The 17,776-nt window shown below is 57.1% G+C and carries 14 protein-coding genes and 1 tRNA gene; 5 read left to right on the top strand and 10 right to left on the bottom strand.

Going from position 1 to position 17,776, the window contains the following annotated elements; all coding sequences use genetic code 11:
* Window positions 1-112: 112 nt before the first annotated feature.
* The 3 genes from ppdK to OVA03_RS01355 all read right to left on the bottom strand — a co-directional run bounded on the left by ppdK (window position 113) and on the right by OVA03_RS01355 (window position 6,338).
* A complete protein-coding gene (gene ppdK / locus OVA03_RS01365) occupies window positions 113-2,776 on the bottom strand; it encodes a pyruvate, phosphate dikinase (protein WP_267526440.1) in 2,664 nt (887 codons plus the stop codon).
* Window positions 2,777-3,115: 339 nt separating this feature from the next.
* Complete coding sequence (gene glyS, locus OVA03_RS01360) at window positions 3,116-5,398, bottom strand: glycine--tRNA ligase subunit beta (protein ID WP_267526439.1); 2,283 nt, start codon at window positions 5,396-5,398, stop codon at window positions 3,116-3,118.
* Window positions 5,399-5,420: 22 nt separating this feature from the next.
* Window positions 5,421-6,338 (bottom strand): glycine--tRNA ligase subunit alpha, encoded by a 918-nt coding sequence (locus tag OVA03_RS01355; protein ID WP_267526438.1) that lies wholly within the window; start codon window positions 6,336-6,338, stop codon window positions 5,421-5,423.
* Window positions 6,339-6,563: 225 nt separating this feature from the next.
* Between OVA03_RS01355 and OVA03_RS01350 the strand changes: the two genes are divergently transcribed.
* Window positions 6,564-7,880, top strand: coding sequence for an AmpG family muropeptide MFS transporter (locus OVA03_RS01350; RefSeq protein WP_267526437.1), 1,317 nt, complete (start codon window positions 6,564-6,566; stop codon window positions 7,878-7,880).
* A 37-nt stretch (window positions 7,881-7,917) separates the two neighbouring features.
* On the opposite strand, the gene argS is transcribed toward OVA03_RS01350, so the two are convergent.
* A complete protein-coding gene (gene argS, locus OVA03_RS01345; protein WP_267526436.1) occupies window positions 7,918-9,714 on the bottom strand; it encodes an arginine--tRNA ligase in 1,797 nt (598 codons plus the stop codon).
* A gap of 73 nt (window positions 9,715-9,787) precedes the next feature.
* Entirely contained in the window at window positions 9,788-10,477 is a 690-nt protein-coding gene (locus OVA03_RS01340; RefSeq protein ID WP_267526435.1) for a Tat pathway signal sequence domain protein, read from the bottom strand.
* 155 nt (window positions 10,478-10,632) lie between these two features.
* Between OVA03_RS01340 and ispH the strand changes: the two genes are divergently transcribed.
* Together ispH and rnhA are read left to right on the top strand one after the other, a co-directional pair.
* On the top strand, window positions 10,633-11,595 hold the full coding sequence (gene ispH, locus OVA03_RS01335) for a 4-hydroxy-3-methylbut-2-enyl diphosphate reductase (protein ID WP_267526434.1): 963 nt from the start codon (window positions 10,633-10,635) through the stop codon (window positions 11,593-11,595).
* A 5-nt stretch (window positions 11,596-11,600) separates the two neighbouring features.
* Window positions 11,601-12,047: a ribonuclease HI gene (gene rnhA / locus OVA03_RS01330; protein WP_267526433.1), complete on the top strand. Its 447-nt coding sequence runs from the start codon at window positions 11,601-11,603 to the stop codon at window positions 12,045-12,047.
* A 3-nt stretch (window positions 12,048-12,050) separates the two neighbouring features.
* Here rnhA and OVA03_RS01325 read toward each other — a convergent pair whose 3' ends face one another.
* A complete protein-coding gene (locus OVA03_RS01325) occupies window positions 12,051-12,470 on the bottom strand; it encodes a zf-TFIIB domain-containing protein (RefSeq protein WP_267526432.1) in 420 nt (139 codons plus the stop codon).
* Between the two features lie 68 nt (window positions 12,471-12,538).
* Window positions 12,539-13,069, bottom strand: a complete 531-nt coding sequence (locus OVA03_RS01320; RefSeq protein WP_267526431.1) for a gamma carbonic anhydrase family protein — start codon at window positions 13,067-13,069, stop codon at window positions 12,539-12,541.
* 430 nt (window positions 13,070-13,499) lie between these two features.
* Between OVA03_RS01320 and OVA03_RS01315 the strand changes: the two genes are divergently transcribed.
* Window positions 13,500-14,273, top strand: a complete 774-nt coding sequence (locus OVA03_RS01315) for a PhoH family protein (RefSeq protein ID WP_189487527.1) — start codon at window positions 13,500-13,502, stop codon at window positions 14,271-14,273.
* Window positions 14,274-14,453: 180 nt separating this feature from the next.
* On the opposite strand, the gene OVA03_RS01310 is transcribed toward OVA03_RS01315, so the two are convergent.
* The 3 genes from OVA03_RS01310 to OVA03_RS01300 form a co-directional block, all read right to left on the bottom strand.
* Window positions 14,454-14,540 (bottom strand) — tRNA-Leu (locus tag OVA03_RS01310).
* Window positions 14,541-14,655: 115 nt separating this feature from the next.
* Entirely contained in the window at window positions 14,656-16,137 is a 1,482-nt protein-coding gene (locus OVA03_RS01305) for a M20/M25/M40 family metallo-hydrolase (protein WP_267526430.1), read from the bottom strand.
* Between the two features lie 20 nt (window positions 16,138-16,157).
* Window positions 16,158-16,970: a competence/damage-inducible protein A gene (locus OVA03_RS01300; protein ID WP_267526429.1), complete on the bottom strand. Its 813-nt coding sequence runs from the start codon at window positions 16,968-16,970 to the stop codon at window positions 16,158-16,160.
* 51 nt (window positions 16,971-17,021) lie between these two features.
* On the opposite strand from OVA03_RS01300, the gene sfsA reads away from it, so the two are divergent.
* The gene (sfsA, locus tag OVA03_RS01295) at window positions 17,022-17,756 is read left to right on the top strand and encodes a DNA/RNA nuclease SfsA (protein WP_267526428.1); all 735 of its coding nucleotides are present in this window, start codon (window positions 17,022-17,024) and stop codon (window positions 17,754-17,756) included.
* Window positions 17,757-17,776 lie beyond the last annotated feature (20 nt).

Here is a 17,776-nt window from a genome sequence, read left to right as displayed (position 1 = left end):
TTTTGGCCGATATGGTAAATGCGCCACGCCTAAGAAGAACTCCCCCTGTTGCAGGGGGAGCGTTCATTTGAGGCCCCCTCAAATGAATGAGGGGGTAAAAGCGGCTACTAAATCAGGCGTTCCGGATCGCCGCCTGTGCCGCCGCAAGCCTTGCGACCGGCACGCGGTAAGGCGAACACGACACATAGTTCAGCCCAGCCTTATGGCAGAACTCGATCGAGGCTGGATCACCACCATGCTCACCGCAGATGCCAAGCTTGATGTCAGGGCGCGTCGCCTTGCCCTTTTCAGCGGCCATCTTGATCAAGGCACCGACACCGTCCTGATCCAGACTGACGAACGGGTCTTTGTCAAAGATACCGGCTTCGATGTACGGATTAAGGAACCGGCCCGAATCGTCACGGCTGATGCCGTAAGTCGTCTGGGTCAGGTCGTTGGTCCCAAAGGAGAAGAACTCCGCCGTTTCCGCCAACCGGTCAGCCAGCAGTGCGGCGCGCGGCAGTTCGATCATGGTACCGACCTTGTATTCCAAGGCCACGCCCGACGCTTCGATCACTTCGCGGGCGATCGCATGGGTCATGGTCGTCAGCTTGGCCATTTCCTCACGGGTGGCCACCAGCGGGTGCATGATGTCAGGCTTGGGTGATTTGCCCTGCTTGACCAGATCGCACGCGGCTTCAAACAGCGCCCGAAGCTGGCTCTCATAGATTTCCGGGAAGGTGATCCCCAGACGACAGCCGCGCCAGCCCAGCATAGGATTGGTTTCCGATAGTTCCTTGGTGCGCTTATAGAGCTTTTCCTCGGACACTTCGGTCACTTCGGCGACGTGCTTGATGTCTTCCGGCGTGTGCGGCAGGAATTCATGCAGCGGCGGATCAAGCAGACGAATGGTCACCGGCAGACCGTCCATGATGGACAAAAGCTCGACAAAATCGGCCTTTTGCATCGGCTGGATTTTCGCCAGCGCCTTGCGGCGACCGGCTTCGTCATCAGCCAGGATCATTTCCCGAACGGCGGTGATGCGCTCATCATCAAAAAACATATGCTCGGTGCGGCACAGGCCGATACCTTCCGCGCCAAAACCCTTGGCCGTATGGGCATCGGTCGGCGTTTCGGCATTGGCCAGAACCTTGAGCGTGCGGAACTCATCGGCCCATGTCATGATCTGATGGAAATCATCTGAAAATTCCGGCTCGATCATTCGGATCGAGCCTTTGTAGATTTCGCCGGTCGAGCCATCGAGCGTGACGATATCGCCGTACTTGAAGGTCTGACCGCGCGTCGAAAACTCACCGCGCTCGGTATAAATCTGCAATTCGCCTGCCCCCGACACGCACGGACGGCCCATGCCCCGCGCCACAACCGCCGCGTGGGAAGTCATACCGCCGCGCGCCGTCACAATGGCGCGGGCCGCGTGCATGCCGTGGATGTCTTCGGGTGAGGTCTCATCTCGCACCAGAATGACCTCTTCGCCCGCCGCCGCCAGACGCACCGCGTCATCGGCCGTGAACACGATCTTGCCCGAAGCCGCTCCCGGCGATGCCGGCAGACCCTTGGCAATAATCGTCCGCTCGGCCTTGGGGTCGAGCATCGGGTGCAACAGTTGATCGAAGCTCGAAGGCTCGATGCGCATCAAGGCTTCCTGCGGCGTGATCAAACCCTCGCGCGCCATATCAACCGCGATCTTGAGTGCGGCTTTTGACGTGCGTTTGGCGTTACGGGTTTGCAGCATGAACAGCTTGCCCTGCTCAACCGTGAACTCCACGTCCTGCACATCGCGGTAGTGCTTTTCCAGAGTATCAACCGTTGATTCAAACTGCGCAAACACTTCCGGCAGCGCTTCCTGCATCGACGGCTGGCGATCACCCATTTCTTCGCGGGCGCGCCGGGTCAGGGCCTGCGGCGTGCGGATACCCGCCACCACGTCTTCGCCCTGGGCGTTCAGCAGGAACTCACCATAAAGATTGGCATCACCATTCGACGGGTTGCGCGTAAAGGCCACACCGGTCGCCGAGGTGTCGCCCATATTGCCAAACACCATCGACTGAATATTGACCGCGGTGCCCCAGTCTTCGGGGATGTCGTGCATCTTGCGATAGAACTTGGCACGGTCATTCATCCACGACCCGAATACAGCCTTAACCGCCCCCCAGAGCTGATCTTGCGGGTCCTGCGGGAAGTCGTGGCCCAGATCGGCCTTAACCTTGGCCTTGTAGTCGGCAATCACCCGCGTCCAGTCTTCGGCGGTCAGGTCGGTGTCGATCGTAATGCCCAGACGATCTTTGTGGTCGTCCAGAATATCTTCAAAGCCGTGGTGAGAGACACCTAACACCACGTTGGAATACATGGTGATAAAGCGGCGGTAGCAATCCAGCGCAAAACGGCGATCACCGGTCAGCTTGGCCAGCCCGTCAATGGTCGCATCGTTCAGCCCCAGGTTCAGAACCGTGTCCATCATGCCCGGCATCGAGGCGCGTGCACCGGAACGCACCGACACCAGCAGCGGATTATCGACACTGCCAAAGCCCTTGCCGGTCGTCGCCTCAAGCCGCTTCAGCGCCTGCGCCACCTCGGCTTCCAGCCCGTCCGGAAAGGTCTGGCTGTTCTTATAATAGTGGACGCAGGCCTCGGTCGTGATGGTAAAGCCTGGCGGCACTGGCAGTCCCAGCGATGACATCTCGGCGAGGTTGGCACCCTTGCCGCCGAGAAGATTTTTCATACCGGCATTGCCGTCGGCCGCCCCTGCTGCGAAGGCATAGACCCAGTGATGTGACATGATATTCCCTTTTTTGCCTTGCCACAGGTTTAAAAACACGCCCGTGGCAACTTGTCTGACCAAGTTGATTTATTAAACGTCCCACTTGAGCATGGGATCATTTGTAGTATTTATTTGTTGCCGTTGTGCCGGAATGAAGCATCCGGACTACTCATTTATAAAAATTACGCTTTAAACTGACTCGATATGCGTTGCGTTGCAAAAACTGCGCATCCTACGGCGATATAATCCTAAAACCCGTTATGTTTGAATAAGTAATTACAACATATTTTTTCAGTGCCGCCAACCCGCCACAGATATGACGGGTCGAGCTTAAGCGGCTGCATCATAAATTTTCCATTATTGGGTAATCTTGGACAGGTCGGCCACGCTTTCCACCAAGCCGCGAATGTCACCCAATAGCGCCAGACGGTTCTGACGCACCGACGCATCCTCGGCATTGACCAGCACACCATCAAGGAAAGCATCGACCGCGCCGCGTAAAGTCGACAGGGCTTTGAGGCCCTCAAGATAGGCCTCGCCCTCGATATGCTGACGCACCGTGGCGCCCACACCCGACATACGCGCGATCAGGTCGGTTTCGACCTCGGGCGCACCGGCTATGATACGCACATGGCCGGTCGGCAACTCACCCTTTTTGGCCTCGGCATTGAGAATATTGGCGACGCGCTTATAGAGCGCCAGAACGTCCTGGCCTTCTGAGGTATCAATGATGGATTCCAAGGCACGGATACGCTCGATCATACGGATGACATCGTCATCTTTGAGGGCAAACACGGCCTCAATCAGATCAAAGCGCACCCCCTCGTCACGTAACTGCACCTTGAGACGATCGGCGAAAAACTCAAGAAACTCAGCCTTGACCACCTCAAACGGCCGGAAGGTCAGGATCGCGTTCTTAATCTCCTGCTTGTTGGTGACATGCTCAAACAGGATATCCAGATCATAGTCGCGCGTATTCGGCACCACCCAGATCGGGCTTTCCAGCAGGCCCTGCTTGAAGTCGCGCAGATAGTTGTCGTAGGTATCGGTCGTGCCCTTATCCCAGCGCGGCCCGGCTGATCCGCGCCAGTTCTCCGTATCGACATGGACCGCACGGTCAGCATTGGCATAGGTCAGGGTTGATTTGTACCAGGCCGCGACCAGATCGCTCAAAGACGCCCGCACGCAATGCTCACGTAAAATTCGCAAGACCCCAAGGGCGGCGCGGCGCAGGGCATAGGGGTCTTTCGACCCTGTCGGCTTTTCATCAATGGCGAAAAAGCCAACCAGAGTATCGATCTTATCCGCCAGAGCCACGGTCGCCGCCACCACATGGGCCGGCACCGTATCGGACGGCCCCTGCGGCTTATAGTGGTCACGCACAGCCTCAGAAATTTCCGGGCGATGACCGGCGGCCACACTATAATATCCGCCCATAACCCCTTGAAGTTCAGGGAATTCCCCAACCATGTAGGACGCCAGGTCAGCCTTGGCCAGACGTGCGGCCTCACCGGATGCCGCCACATCGGCGCGCATCAGAGGGGCGATATCTTCGGCGATCAGTTTCAATCGCTGCACACGCTCATAAAGCGTGCCCAGTTTAGCGTGGAAGGTCACGCCTTTCAGCTTTTCCAGCCACGCGTCGAAATTACCAGCGCGGTTATCTTCTGACCAGAAGAACACCCCGTCCGATAGGCGCGCCGACAAGACCTTGGCATTGCCGCGCTTGATTTCTTCGCCACCATCAGCCGCCGCCATGTTCGACACGATGACGAAATTCGCCGCCATTTTACCCGACTTATTGTCCTTAACGGCAAAATACTTCTGGTGGGTTTTCATCGAGGTCTTGATGACTTCCGGCGGCAAGGTCAGGAACTTCGGGTCCATATTGCCGAGCAGCGGCGTCGGCCATTCGCTTAGGCCCGCCACCTCTTCCAGCAGGCCCTGATCATCAATCAGCGTCAGCCCTGCCTTGGTGCAGGCCTCACGCGCCTTGCTGAGGATGATATTCTGGCGCTCATAGTGATCCAGAATGACAAAATTACCCGCTAAATTATTCTTATAGCTGTCAAAATCGTAAACCGGAAATGACTTTTTAGACCCTAAAAACCGGTGCCCTTCGGTGACATTGGACGCCACAACGTCTCCCAATTTGAACGGAATGACCTTGCCGTTAAACAGGAAGATGATGCGCTTCAATGGCCGCACCCAACGGAAGGTCGAGGTGCCCGACCGCATCGACTTCGGCCACGGGAAGTTGAGGATCACATCCTCAAGGATCGGCCCCAGAACCTCGGTCGTCTTGCGCGCCGCCTTCTCAATCCGAGCAATGTAGACCCCGTTTTCAATCACCAGCTTATCGACTGTCAGGCCGGTTTTACGCAGAAAGCCTTCCAGTGCCTGGGGCGGGGCCCCTTCGCGCGGTCCCTTGACCTCTTCCGATACCGCCGCCTGTTCCAGCGGCAGCCCTTCGATATGCAGCACCAGACGACGCGGCCCGACATAGGCTTTCAGGGTCTCATAGCTAAGTCCGGAGGCTTTGAGTTTGGCATCAAACAGACGCTCGAAATCCCGCGCCGCACTTAGCTGCATACGGGCGGGAATTTCTTCGGAAAACAGCTCGATCAATAGTTGAGGCATGGGATATTCTTAATCTGAAATCTTAAATAGTGGCCGAAACGGCCTCGGATCGGGCTTCTTCCTGCGCGGCCCATTCGAGCGCGCAGGCCTTACACAGGTCACGGATGCGGCCTATGTAGGACTGCCGCTCGGCTACCGCGATCGCCCCGCGCGCATCCATCAGGTTAAACAGATGCGACGCCTTAAGCACATGGTCATAGGCCGGCAGTACCAACTTATAACCCAAGGAATTTTCGGTGTTCAGAATGCGCGTCACATTGCGCTCCATGTCCTCGAACTGACGCTTTAAGGTGTCAACATCCGACGCCTCAAAGTTAAAGGCCGAGAACTGGCGCTCCTGCTCTTTGAAGACATCGCCGTAGGTCGTGCCGGCGTTGTTGAATTTCAGATCATAGACGTTATCGACGTTCTGCACATACATGGCCAGACGTTCCAGACCATAGGTCAACTCACCCGACACCACATCGACCTCGATACCGCCAACGCCCTGAAAATAGGTGTATTGCGTGACTTCCATGCCATCGCACCACACTTCCCAACCCAGGCCCCAGGCCCCAACAGTAGGGTTTTCCCAGTCATCCTCAACAAAGCGGATATCGTGCAGATCGGGATCAAGACCAATGGCCTTTAACGAGCCCAGATAAAGCTCCTGAAGGTTTTCAGGATTAGGTTTCAGGATGACCTGATACTGGTAATAGTGCTGCAAGCGGTTGGGGTTTTCACCATAGCGACCATCGACCGGGCGGCGCGACGGCTGCACATAGGCGGCCTTCCACGGCTTTTTGCCGAGGGCGCGCAACACCGTCGCCGGATGCAGCGTTCCGGCCCCCACTTCAACATCGTAGGGCTGGAGAATCGCACACCCCTGCTGGCTCCAATAGGCATGCAGAGTAAGGATTAGGTCTTGGAAACTTAACGGCTCGGCAGTTTTAACGGTCATGGGTAAGTCAGCTCTTACTTATAATGGCCGGAACATAGAGGCTGTGTTCAGCCCTGTGAAGCGCTTTGTGCGTGGCCCCTCATGAAAACCTGTTGTTTTCACGCAGAATCGGCTTTCCTGATGTTCCCTCTCCCCGCCTGCGGGGAGAGGGTTAGGGTGAGGGGCATCCCCCTCCGTCCGCTTCGCGTCCACCTCCCCCGTAAACAGGGGAGGAGAAAGAGTCCCATGCCCACCCTCGCTGCCGCTCAAACCCGCATCGCGCCCGTGCTTGAAGCGCTGAAAAACCCCGCCGCCTGGCTGATGCTGGCGTTTGGATTTTCAGCCGGATTGCCGTTTCTTTTGACAGGCACGACGCTGGGCCTATGGCTGCGGCAGGACGGCCAGAGCCTGACCATCGCCAGTTTCGTGCAATGGGTCAGTCTTATTTACGGCCTGAAATTTCTGTGGGCGCCGGTGATGGATAAGGTGCGCCTGCCGATATTGCATAGCCTGCTGGGGCAACGGCGATCCTATATGCTGCTTAGTCAGTTGGGTGTCGTGGCAGGACTGTGCCTTATGGCCGCGATTGGCCCAGGCGGCGGCTTAGGCTGGTTTATCACCTCGGCAGCACTTGTGGCCTTTTCGTCAGCGTCCCAGAACGCGGCCATCGACGGCTGGCGCATCGAGCAAACTAAAACCCAGGCCGACGAAGCGCTCAATCCGGCTTTTTACGCCTTTGGCTATAAGATCGCCGTGCTGATCAGCGGCTCCCTTATCCTGATTCCGGCAGAGCACTGGGGCTGGCCCACTGCGTTTTTCCTGTTGGCCGCGACCATGATCATAGGGATCACCGCCACGCTCATAGCGCCCCGCCCGTTAGATGACGGCACGATCCACGCCGAGCGCAAAACCATTACAAGCCTTTATGTGGAACCGCTAAAAAGCTTTTTTGGTACCCATGGTAAGTCGGCGGTGCTGATACTGGTCACGGTCGGGCTTTATCGTTTGCCCGACTACCTGATCGGGCCGGTTGCCCTGCCGCTTTATAATGACACGGGCATCAGCAATACCGAAATCGCGGCCATGCGCTCGACCGTGGGCCTTGCGGCCTCATTCGTCGGCATCGCCATCGGGGGCGCGTTGATTCTGGGGATTGGGGTAACACGGGCGTTCTGGATTGGCGCGCTTGTCGGGCCGCTGTCCAATATTTGTTTCGCCGTGATGGCGACCTACCCCGGCAATCTCAATGTATTTGGTACCACGCTGTTCGTTGATAACATCGCCAATGGCGTGGCCGAGGCCGCGTTCGTGGCATTTCTGACGCGGCTGTGCGTGCGGGAATTTTCGCTGACGCACTATGCCTTGCTCTATTCGATTGCCGATTTCAGCGGCAAGTTGCTCAAAGGCTTTGCCGGTCAGATCGTCGATGGCCTGACGCCGGATTTGGGGTTGTTTGGGGCCTATCAGGCGTTTTTTATTGGCACGGCCGTGATGGGCATCCCCGCCATGCTGTGCTGTTTGTGGCTTGCCCGAACGCAAGCCATTAAACCCACTGCCTCGTAAGCCCGCTCCAAAAACGGGTGCAGGGGCCGTGCCCCTGCTACATCTGATCGGGGGCGGTTAGCCCCATTAAATCAAGGCCTTGTTCGAGTTGTTTAAGGGTCAACTCGACCAGCGCCAGACGCGAAGATTTGACGGCAGCCTCTTCGGCAATCAGCACCGGACAGGCGGCATAGAACTTGGAAAAAGTCTGGGCCAGACGATAGACATGATCGGCCAGAATATTGGGCGCGCGCTTGAGGTAGCTTTCCTTGAGGGCCACATCAAACCCATCGAGCAACAACACCAGTTCGCGCTCGGCAGGTTCGTTGACATTGACCGTACCCGCGCTGACGCCCTGATCGGCGGCTTTGCGTAGGATCGATTTCATGCGCACGGCCTGATACAAAAGGTACGGCCCGGTCTTGCCTTCAAAGCTCATAAAGCGATCAAGATCAAAGATATAGTTGGTCAGGCGATGATTGGACAACTCCGCAAATTTGAGCGCGGCAATAGCGACCTTATGGGCGGTATCGGCGAAATCGGCATCAGATAAATCCTTGCCCAGACCGGCTTCCTCCAGACGGATTTTCGCTTTCTCAAGCGCGCTGTCGATCAGGTCATAGAGCTTGAGCACCCCACCTTCGCGGGTCTTGAACGGCTTACCATCCGGCCCGTTGACGGTGCCGTTGGCGGCGTGTTCCAACTGCCCTTCAATCGCATAACCGGCCAGGTAAGCCGCGCGGAAGACCTGCACGAAATGGGTCGCCTGACGCTGATCGACGCAATAGAGCACCAGATCAGGCGCGAACTCGACGGTGCGCTGCTTGATCGTGGCCAAGTCGGTCGTGCCGTACATGGCCGAACCTTCGGAGGAGACCACCAGCATGGGCGGGATTTCGGATTTATCGTCGTCGCGGGCGACACGGATGATCTGCGCCCCCTGATCCGGCACCACTAAGCCCTTGGCCGTCAGTTCCTCAACCATTGGTGCTACATAAGGGTCAGCATCGGATTCGCCGTACCACAGGTCAAATTCGACGCCCAAGGCACCATAATCGCGGATCAGAGCTTCGCGACTGACGGTGACGAAGTGCTGCCACAGGGCGCGGTAACCCTTGCGGCCATCCTGCAATGCCTTGGTCGCCTTGCGCGCCCGGTCGCGGTAATCGGGGTCTTCTTTGCCCTTGCCTGACGCCAGCGGATAAAGCCGTTCCAGATCGGCCAGAGTCACCGGCGATTGCGTGGGATAGTCGCCGTCAAAACCTTCATCGAAATAGGGCAAATCCGGCTGTTCATCGGACACAGCCGTGATCAGCAGGCCCATCTGATAGCCCCAGTCGCCGAAATGAGCGTCGCCAATGACCTCATCGCCCATAAAACGCATAATGCGTTTCAGGCTTTCACCAATCACGGCGGTACGCAGATGGCCGACGTGCATGGGCTTGGCGACATTAGGGCCGCCGTAATCGATAATGACCTTGCGGCGGGTATCAACCGTCGATGCGCCCAGCCGCTCATCTTCACACAACGCATTGGCCCGCGCACTTAACGCACTGTCGGAAATCACAAAATTCAGGAAACCGGGCCCGGCGATCTCCAGAGATTTGATGTGGGCATCGCCCGACAAATGCCCTGAAATCCGGCCAGCCACATCACGCGGATTAGCCTTGGCCGCCTTGGCCACAGCCAGCGCGCCATTGCACTGAAAATCGGCGAGATCAGGCCGGTCGGAGACATTGACCTGCCCAAAGCGCGCCACAAACCCTTCACGCACAAAAGCACCGGCGGTCAAATCCCCCAGAACGGTTTTGAAATCGTGCGCGCCCTTAAAGGCTTCGGGTTTCAGTTCAGTCATCGTCATACCTATAAACAATAAGCGCCTCCGTTACCGGAAGCGCTTATAAAAGTCATCATCAAATAGAGTGTGATTACTGCGCCGAAGTCACATAACGGAAACGCTTGCCCTCGCGGTTAAACTCCGCCATTTCCGGCGTCACGTCAAAGCCGACCAGAACCTCAAAATTCGAGCCCGCCACAGAGGCGGCAGCGCGCGGGATAACAATATTTTCCAGCTTGGTCGCCACATCGACGCGGCTCTGGCCAGCGGCAAAAGTCACCGGCAGATCGAAATATTCCTTGGCCAGCACGGCGGCATCCTTATCGGTCACCGCGACCCAATAGCGATAGGTATTACTCTGGCCTTGCGCTGCCGGCCCGCGGCCCAGCGAAAACCCGACCATCATCTCAAGCTCAATCGGCTCACCGCCCTTATAGGCACAGTCGGAAACGACCCCGTTGATTTCGCCGGTCCATTTGGCCGCCGCGGTTGAGACCTTGCCGCCTTCAAAATCCTGATAGCGGGCAGCGTCATACAGCACCTTAACGAACGGGCATGGGCCGTCAGCACGGCGCTTATCCAGGCGCAGGTCGCGACCTTCCCATTCTTCTTTCTCTTTTTCCTTATCGGCGGCGGACTTTTCGGTGTTTTCACGGCCCGAATCGCGGTCGCCGCGGCGCGATTGCGCAAAGCTGTCGGTCGGCACAGCGCTCACAGCTACGGCGGCCAAAGCCATACCGGCTAATAATTGACGCAGAGGAATAGACGAAATCAGCGACATATGGCGTGTGCGCCCCTAAAATGATGTTACCCAAGGCATAGCCAAGCCCGGTTACGTTGTATAGAGGTTTTTAGAGAGGGATAAAGGCCAAATCACGGCGGATATGTTTGCGCACCGCCATAGCCAAAGCGCCCATAAGCCCTTATGTTGAGCCCATGTCGAACCTTGCTGCTTCCAAATCGCCCCTGAAAGTTTATCTGGCCACACCGCGCGGCTTTTGCGCCGGCGTTGACCGCGCCATTCAGATTGTGGAGCGCGCCATCGAACTTTATGGCGCCCCCGTCTATGTGCGCCACGAAATCGTGCATAATAAGCATGTGGTTGACCGACTGAAAGCGCTGGGGGCTGTGTTCGTCAAAGAGCTGGATCAGTGCCCGACCGACCGGCCTGTGGTGTTTTCAGCGCACGGTGTCCCGAAATCCGTGCCCGCCGCCGCCCAGAACCGGCAGATGTTCTTTCTGGACGCCACCTGCCCGCTGGTGTCCAAGGTCCATGTTGAAGCAGAGCGCCACCACCGCGAAGGCCGCGAAATCATCCTGATCGGTCACGCCGGTCACCCCGAAGTCGTCGGCACCATGGGCCAGCTTCCGGACGGCGTGGTCAGATTAATTGAAACCGCCGACGAAGCCCGCGTGTTCACGCCAGTTGATCCGAAAAATCTGGCCTTCGTGACCCAGACGACCCTGTCGGTCGATGATACCTCTGAGATCGTCGGCATCCTGAAAAGCCGGTTTCCCAATATCTCGATGCCCTACAAAGAAGACATCTGCTACGCCACCACCAACCGGCAGGACGCCGTCAAAAACGTCAGCGCCGATTGCGATCTGTTCCTAGTGATCGGCTCGAAGGCCTCCTCCAATTCCCAACGTCTGGTCGAAGTCGCCCTGCGTGGTGGCGCCAGAACCGCCCATCTGATTGATGATGCCAGCCATATCGACTGGTCATGGTTTGAGGGCGTTTCAACCGTGGGAGTCTCGGCGGGGGCATCAGCACCGGAAAACCTGATCTCTGACCTGATCAAAGCCATTGGCGATGTCTATGACGCCGAGGTGATCGAGAGCAACGGCGTGCAGGAGACGGTGACCTTCAAACTGCCGCGCGTGCTTACGGAAGTTTAGGTCAGATGAAGCGCGTAACTATCTACACTGACGGCGCCTGCAAGGGTAATCCGGGCAAGGGCGGCTGGGGCGCTGTGCTGATGTTCGGCCCGCACGAAAAAGACCTCTATGGTTATGAGGCCGAGACCACCAACAACCGCATGGAGTTGATGGCCGTCATCATGGCGCTGGAGACCCTTAAAGAGCCCTGCGAAATCGAGCTACACGCCGACAGCCAGTATGTCCTCAAGGGCATCAAGGAATGGATTCACGGCTGGAAAGCGCGCGGCTGGAAAACCGCTGATAAAAAGCCGGTTAAGAACGAGGATCTTTGGAGACGGCTCGATGCCGCCCGTCAGCGCCACAAAATCCACTGGCACTGGGTCAAGGGCCACGCCGGTCATGAATATAATGAACGCGCCGATCAACTGGCAAATCGCGGGATCATAGAGGCGGCGCAAGCCGCCTCCTGATGGCTAGAAATCAAAGATATCCATAATGCCTTCCAGCTTGGACTTCTTTTTGCGCTTATTGCCGTACTTATCGACATAATAGTCGTCGTCTTTTTTGTAGTACGGGTCCTTGCCGTAGTGTCCGCGGCGGCGATCATCATCGTCATCATCGCGGCGGTATTGAGGTTGCGGCTGAGGCTGACGGTATTCCGGCTCCGGACGATATTCAGGCCGCTGCTGTGGCGGCGGATTATCGCGGTAAGCGCGCTGCTCCTGCGGGGCCGGTGCGGGGCCATCGCCGTCGCGCGCCAGTTCCAGCAACTTATCCAGTTCGCCGCGATCCAGCCACACACCCCGGCATTGGGTGCAGACATCAATCAGTATCCCTTCGCGCAGCACTTCACGAAACGCACTCTTGCAGACGGGGCAGCTTAGATCGGACATGGAGCCTCCTTCAATTTTTTCATATTTATTTGAGATTGGGTCTCAAACCGATATGTCAAGGCACACGATCACGAAATCTTAGCCAGATCAGCTTTAAATCTTTGCCCATTGGCAACATAGTGGGCCGCCGATCCTTTTAGGCCCTCGATCTGTTCGGGCGTCAGTTCGCGCGCCACCCGCGCTGGCTGGCCCAGCAGCAGCACCCCATCGGGATAGACCTTACCTTCCGGCACCAGCGCCCCCGCCCCGACGATCGAGTTTTTCCCGATCACCGCCCGGTTCAGCACCACCGCACCAATCCCAACCAGGCTGTTATCCCCGATCGTGCAGCCATGCAGCATGGCCTTATGGCCGATCGTTACCCCCTCACCGATCGTCAGAGGCGATCCGGGGTCGGAATGCAGCACCGATCCGTCCTGCACATTGGTGCGCGCCCCGATGGTCAAAGGCTCATTATCAGCCCGCACCACAGCATTAAACCAGATGCTGACATCCTCACCGACATGGACATCGCCAATCACCTGAGCGCCAGGGGCCACCCAAAAGCGCTGATTATCCGGTAACTTAGGCGATCTATCGCCCAGACGATAAAGGCTCATTTTGGGTACCCTCCTACAGTGTGACAAAAACTATCCACAGGCTTTGTTATTTCGCGCCTGCGGTAAAATTAACTTATCGGTAACGAGACTCAGCGAATCTGTTAGCGTGCGTTTACGGCGTTAGAACAACGTGCGGCAGTTTGGTTGACTATAGGCCATCTGCGACTAAAGACCCAAAATGTTCCTGTCTTTTTGACTGAGGTTCTCAAAGTGGCTTTTAAGGTTGCGTCATCTGTCAGCCCCCCGATCTCCGCCCCGGCGGCACATGGGCCTGACTCGCGCTTCATATCGCCGCCGCCCGCACCACCCCCTGCGTATGAGGCCTGTGATTTTCAAAGTGATTTTCACACAGCCTCGCCCTCCTCCCTGATACTTTTGCCGCAGACGAGCCTTTTCGGGTCTCGTCTTTTTTTATGCCCTTAAAGGAGCCATGATTATGACCAAGCGCACTGCCAAACGCTTTTTACGCGAAGGCCAGTTGGATACGGAAGCTTTTGCCACCCCTGATGCAAAAGTCCGCCGCATCCATGTCAATCATGGTAGCTGGTCGCCCATGGGGGCCAACGAAGACCGCGATCAGTCCTACGTCAAAACCATTAAGCCCAAGTCCGAAGGCCAGGCCGCGCTCATCAGCGCCATCGACGAAAAAAATCTGGTGCTGGCACTCGGCCCCGCAGGCACGGGCAAAACCTATCTGGCCATAGCCAAGGCTGTCGAAGCGCTTGAGGCCGGTCAGGTCGGGCGGATCGTCTTGTCACGCCCAGCCGTCGATGCCGGTGAGTCGATCGGCTATCTGCCCGGCGATATGGAAGACAAGCTGGCGCCATACCTGCGCCCGCTCTATGACGCCCTAACCGACCGACTCAGCATGAAGCGCGTCAAGGCCCTGATGCAGGAAGGGTTGATCGAAATCGCACCCGTAGGGTTCATGCGGGGCCGGACCCTCAACAATGCCTTTGTTGTCATCGATGAAGCCCAAAACTGCACCTATACCCAGCTTAAGATGCTGCTGACCCGTCTGGGCTGGAACTCGACCATGGTGGTAACGGGCGATCCGCAGCAGTCCGATCTGCTGCCCGGCCTGTCAGGCCTTGGGGATGTGGCGGATAAGTTCGAGGCGGTTGAGACCATCAAGGTCGTGCGCCTGGCCGACCGCGATATCGTCCGCCATCCGCTGGTCGCCCAGATGCTGGGCGTGCTCTGATTTAAAAGAATAAAGTCGCGTACCCATTTAAGCGGTCGGTCATTCCGGCCGCTTTTTTATGGCGTAATGCTAGCGATTTTCGTGAACAATCGATCAAATTACGCAGATGGAATGTCTGCTTAAGATGAAATATCATAGCTTGTTCGTCAAAAATTAAGGGTGCAGGGTCTGCGACCCTGCTGGTGCGGGCGGCCGGACTCGAACCGGCATGGGATTGCTCCCGACGGATTTTAAGTCCGTTGCGTCTACCGATTCCGCCACGCCCGCTTAAAACCAGCGGCCCTTATACTTAAGGGGCATGGCGGCGTCGAGACTAAATGCGCGCCAAATGGATAAAGCGGGAAAGGATTGCTGAGATTATCAACATCTTCTCCGATTTGGGTTACTTCGGATTGGGCGCGAAGGTGACGCTGGTGTTGGCTATCATCCATACCGTGGCAGCCCAGGCGGCGACGTTTTGGTCCATCTTTTTCGGATCGATGCGCTCAAGCACATCATCGACCGTATGGTGGACATCGAAATAGTCGGTGCCGTTCTGCTGAAGATCGAACACCGGCACGCCCTTATTTTTCAATGGCCCGGTGTCCGGCCCGCCACCGGTGGAATCGGCGCGGTCGGTATAGATATTCAGCGGATAAAGCACATTACCGAGCTTAGCCTTAAACGCCTCATCACTGGCCTTGGGCAGGCTGAGGCTATAGACGACATCAGCGCCGAAATCAGATTCGGCCGCGGCGATGTGGGTCTCATTCGATCCGGCGACCGCATATTTTTCAGCATAGGCCGTAGCCCCCGACAGGCCCTTATCCCCCGGTTGGGAGACCTCTTCGGAGCCCCAGAACACCACGCGGACGGTGCGTTCAGGGCGCATTTTGTTATCAATCATGACCTTGGCCGCCGCCATGGTGATGGCCACACCCGCGCCATCATCGATGGCACCGGTGCCCAGATCCCAGCTATCTAGGTGACCGCCAATCGTGATAATCTCATTCGGACGGGTGCGGCCCTTGAGTTCGGCGATCACGTTCTGCGACGTGCCATTGCCCAGAAATTTCGGCGTCGAGACCATCTTAAGGTGCAGCGGTTCGGCCTTGCCATCCCGTTGCAGTTTCAGCAAACGCTCGAACTGCTCCGCATCGGGCGGAGAGATCGCCAGCGCAGCTAAGCCTTCGTCGCCTAAGAACCGCGTCGCCCCGGTGTGCGCAAAGCGGTGATCTTCGGTGCCCAATGAGCGCATGACATAGCCCACAGCCCCGCGCGCCTTGGCCGCTTCCGGCCCCTGACGACGGATTGAACCGGAATTGACGCCGTAGCCCACCCCGGTCTGGGTGCGCACCGTCGGTTGCAGAATAACGACGATCTTACCCGTCAAATCAGCGGTTGAGGTTGTGAAATCCTGATAGGTCTCAAAAATGGCCGCTTCGCCTGTTACACCTTCGGGCGGCGTGGCCCCTGATCCGCCCAGAGCCGAGACCACCATCTTTTGCGCAAACGGCCCGGTAATCTCAAGGCTTTCCGCCCCGCGTTGCCACAGTGCCAGCGGGAACGTATCGATGCGGACGTTATCAAAGCCCATTTTTTTTAGTTCTTCGGCGGCCCAGACGGCTGAGTTTCGCTCAGACTCCGACCCAGCCGGACGCGCGCCGAACCGGGTCGTCAGTTGCGACACTAATGCATAGCCTTCGTTATGTTTTAGCGCCGCATCGCGCAGTTTGGCGGCCTCGACTTCGGGGGTCAGCTTGATATCGGGCGTCACCCGCTCCACCTTGGACTTAGGCTTGGCTTGCGCCCACACCGGCGACACGCCAAAAGACACCAAAGACAGGCCCATCAGGGCCGACACACACACGGTTTTCGTTTTCATCGTCACTCTTCTCAAAAACTTTACGCTGTAATTTCTTCAAACGTGGCTTCGGGGAAGCGCACCTTTGCCTTTTCGACCACCTCTGGCATACCCGCAATCAGACGCCCAAACGCCTGATCGAGATTATCCTTATTACGCCCGCGGATCACCAGTTGGGTGCCAAACGTATCCGGGAACATGCCATAGGGATAACTGCCGAGGCTAAGATCGCTGTAAGCCTTGTCAAGTTCTGTCAGTATGTCGGCGGCGAGGCTCTCCGGCACATAATGGGCCTTGAGCGTGCGCGACAGAACCTGACGGCCCTGACGCAGGCGGTACGGAATATCACCCAGCATCCCCGCCATAATGCGCGGCACACCGGCCATGACAAAGACATTGCCAAGCTGAAAGCCCGGTGCGCCGGAAACCGGGTTAAGGATCAGGCTGGCCCCTTCCGGCACCCGCGCCATGCGTCGGCTGTTGACATTGAGTTTATCAAGGCCGCCGTAGCGATCGATCAGCACCTGCAGGGCATCGGCTCGCTCAGCGATCGGCACGCCAAAGGCCTTGGCGACACAATCGGCGGTAATATCATCATGGGTTGGGCCAATGCCGCCGGTCGTAAACACATAGTCATAATCCGCCCGCAAAGCGTTGACGGTGCGCACCACCTGGGCTTCATCGTCATGGATCATACGCACTTCCATCAGGTCGATCCCCAGCGATCCTAAGAATTTGGCGATGGTGTTAACGTTGGTATCCTGCGTCCGTCCCGACAGAATTTCATCGCCAATAATAACAATGGCGGCGGTGGGGTTAGACTCATCGTTTAAATTTTGGGCATTGACCGTCATGCGCTCGGCTCCTTATGGACACATAAGCCATATAGGAAATACGTGTCGATCATGTCATCGGGCCACATACACATCACCCCTTTTGAACATCGCGTGGATGGGCTCATAAAAGGGCGATTGGTGTCAAGATACAAACGCTTCTTTACCGACATAAGGCTGGAATCCGGTGGGATCATCACCGCCCATTGCCCTAATCCGGGCCGGATGTTGGGGCTTTTGGTCGAGGATACCCCGGCCCTGATCACCGAATCAAAAAACCCGAAGGCCAAGCTAAGATATCGGCTAGAGGCCATGAAAGAGGGTGATCAATGGGTGGGCGTCAATACCGGCTGGCCCAACCTGTTGATAAAGGAAGCGATTGTCGCGGGCCTTATTCCGTCTTTGAGCGGCTATCCCGTTATTCGACCCGAAGTCAGATATGGTCATAATTCGCGCATCGACCTTAAACTTGAGGATCATCCGGTGCATGTTGATGCCTATGTCGAGGTGAAAAACGTCCACCTGTCACGCACGCCGGGGCTGGCTGAATTTCCTGACTGCGTGACGGAACGCGGCGCCAAACATCTTTATGAGTTAATCAACATGGTCGCCGCCGGATACCGCGCGGTCGTCGTCTTTTGCGTGCAGCGTGACGATGTGGAGCGCTTTGACGTTTGCGCTGATCTTGATCCGAAATTCGCCGCCGCCTACGGCGCCGCCCGCAACGCAGGCGTTGAGATCGTGGCTTTGAGTTTCGGGTTTGATGAAAAAGGCCTCAGTTTTAAGCGAACGCTGGAAATCCTTTAGCCTCACGTCTATATTGGCTG

Source organism: Asticcacaulis sp. SL142, from assembly GCF_026625745.1.
Classification (GTDB): domain Bacteria; phylum Pseudomonadota; class Alphaproteobacteria; order Caulobacterales; family Caulobacteraceae; genus Asticcacaulis.
This window is presented reverse-complemented; position numbering and strand designations above follow the sequence as displayed.

Bases quoted from the DNA above. Each gene is read 5' to 3' on its own strand.
- OVA03_RS01300 (WP_267526429.1), bottom strand. From the start codon at position 16,970: ATGACGGTCAATGCCCAAAATTTAAACGATGAGTCTAACCCCACCGCC.
- ppdK (WP_267526440.1), bottom strand. From the start codon at position 2,776: ATGTCACATCACTGGGTCTATGCCTTCGCAGCAGGGGCGGCCGACGGC.
- OVA03_RS01350 (WP_267526437.1), top strand. From the start codon at position 6,564: ATGCCCACCCTCGCTGCCGCTCAAACCCGCATCGCGCCCGTGCTTGAA.
- OVA03_RS01305 (WP_267526430.1), bottom strand. From the start codon at position 16,137: ATGAAAACGAAAACCGTGTGTGTGTCGGCCCTGATGGGCCTGTCTTTG.
- sfsA (WP_267526428.1), top strand. From the start codon at position 17,022: ATGTCATCGGGCCACATACACATCACCCCTTTTGAACATCGCGTGGAT.
- OVA03_RS01325 (WP_267526432.1), bottom strand. From the start codon at position 12,470: ATGTCCGATCTAAGCTGCCCCGTCTGCAAGAGTGCGTTTCGTGAAGTG.
- OVA03_RS01320 (WP_267526431.1), bottom strand. From the start codon at position 13,069: ATGAGCCTTTATCGTCTGGGCGATAGATCGCCTAAGTTACCGGATAAT.
- OVA03_RS01315 (WP_189487527.1), top strand. From the start codon at position 13,500: ATGATTATGACCAAGCGCACTGCCAAACGCTTTTTACGCGAAGGCCAG.
- argS (WP_267526436.1), bottom strand. From the start codon at position 9,714: ATGACTGAACTGAAACCCGAAGCCTTTAAGGGCGCGCACGATTTCAAA.
- glyS (WP_267526439.1), bottom strand. From the start codon at position 5,398: ATGCCTCAACTATTGATCGAGCTGTTTTCCGAAGAAATTCCCGCCCGT.
- OVA03_RS01355 (WP_267526438.1), bottom strand. From the start codon at position 6,338: ATGACCGTTAAAACTGCCGAGCCGTTAAGTTTCCAAGACCTAATCCTT.
- OVA03_RS01340 (WP_267526435.1), bottom strand. From the start codon at position 10,477: ATGTCGCTGATTTCGTCTATTCCTCTGCGTCAATTATTAGCCGGTATG.
- rnhA (WP_267526433.1), top strand. From the start codon at position 11,601: ATGAAGCGCGTAACTATCTACACTGACGGCGCCTGCAAGGGTAATCCG.
- ispH (WP_267526434.1), top strand. From the start codon at position 10,633: ATGTCGAACCTTGCTGCTTCCAAATCGCCCCTGAAAGTTTATCTGGCC.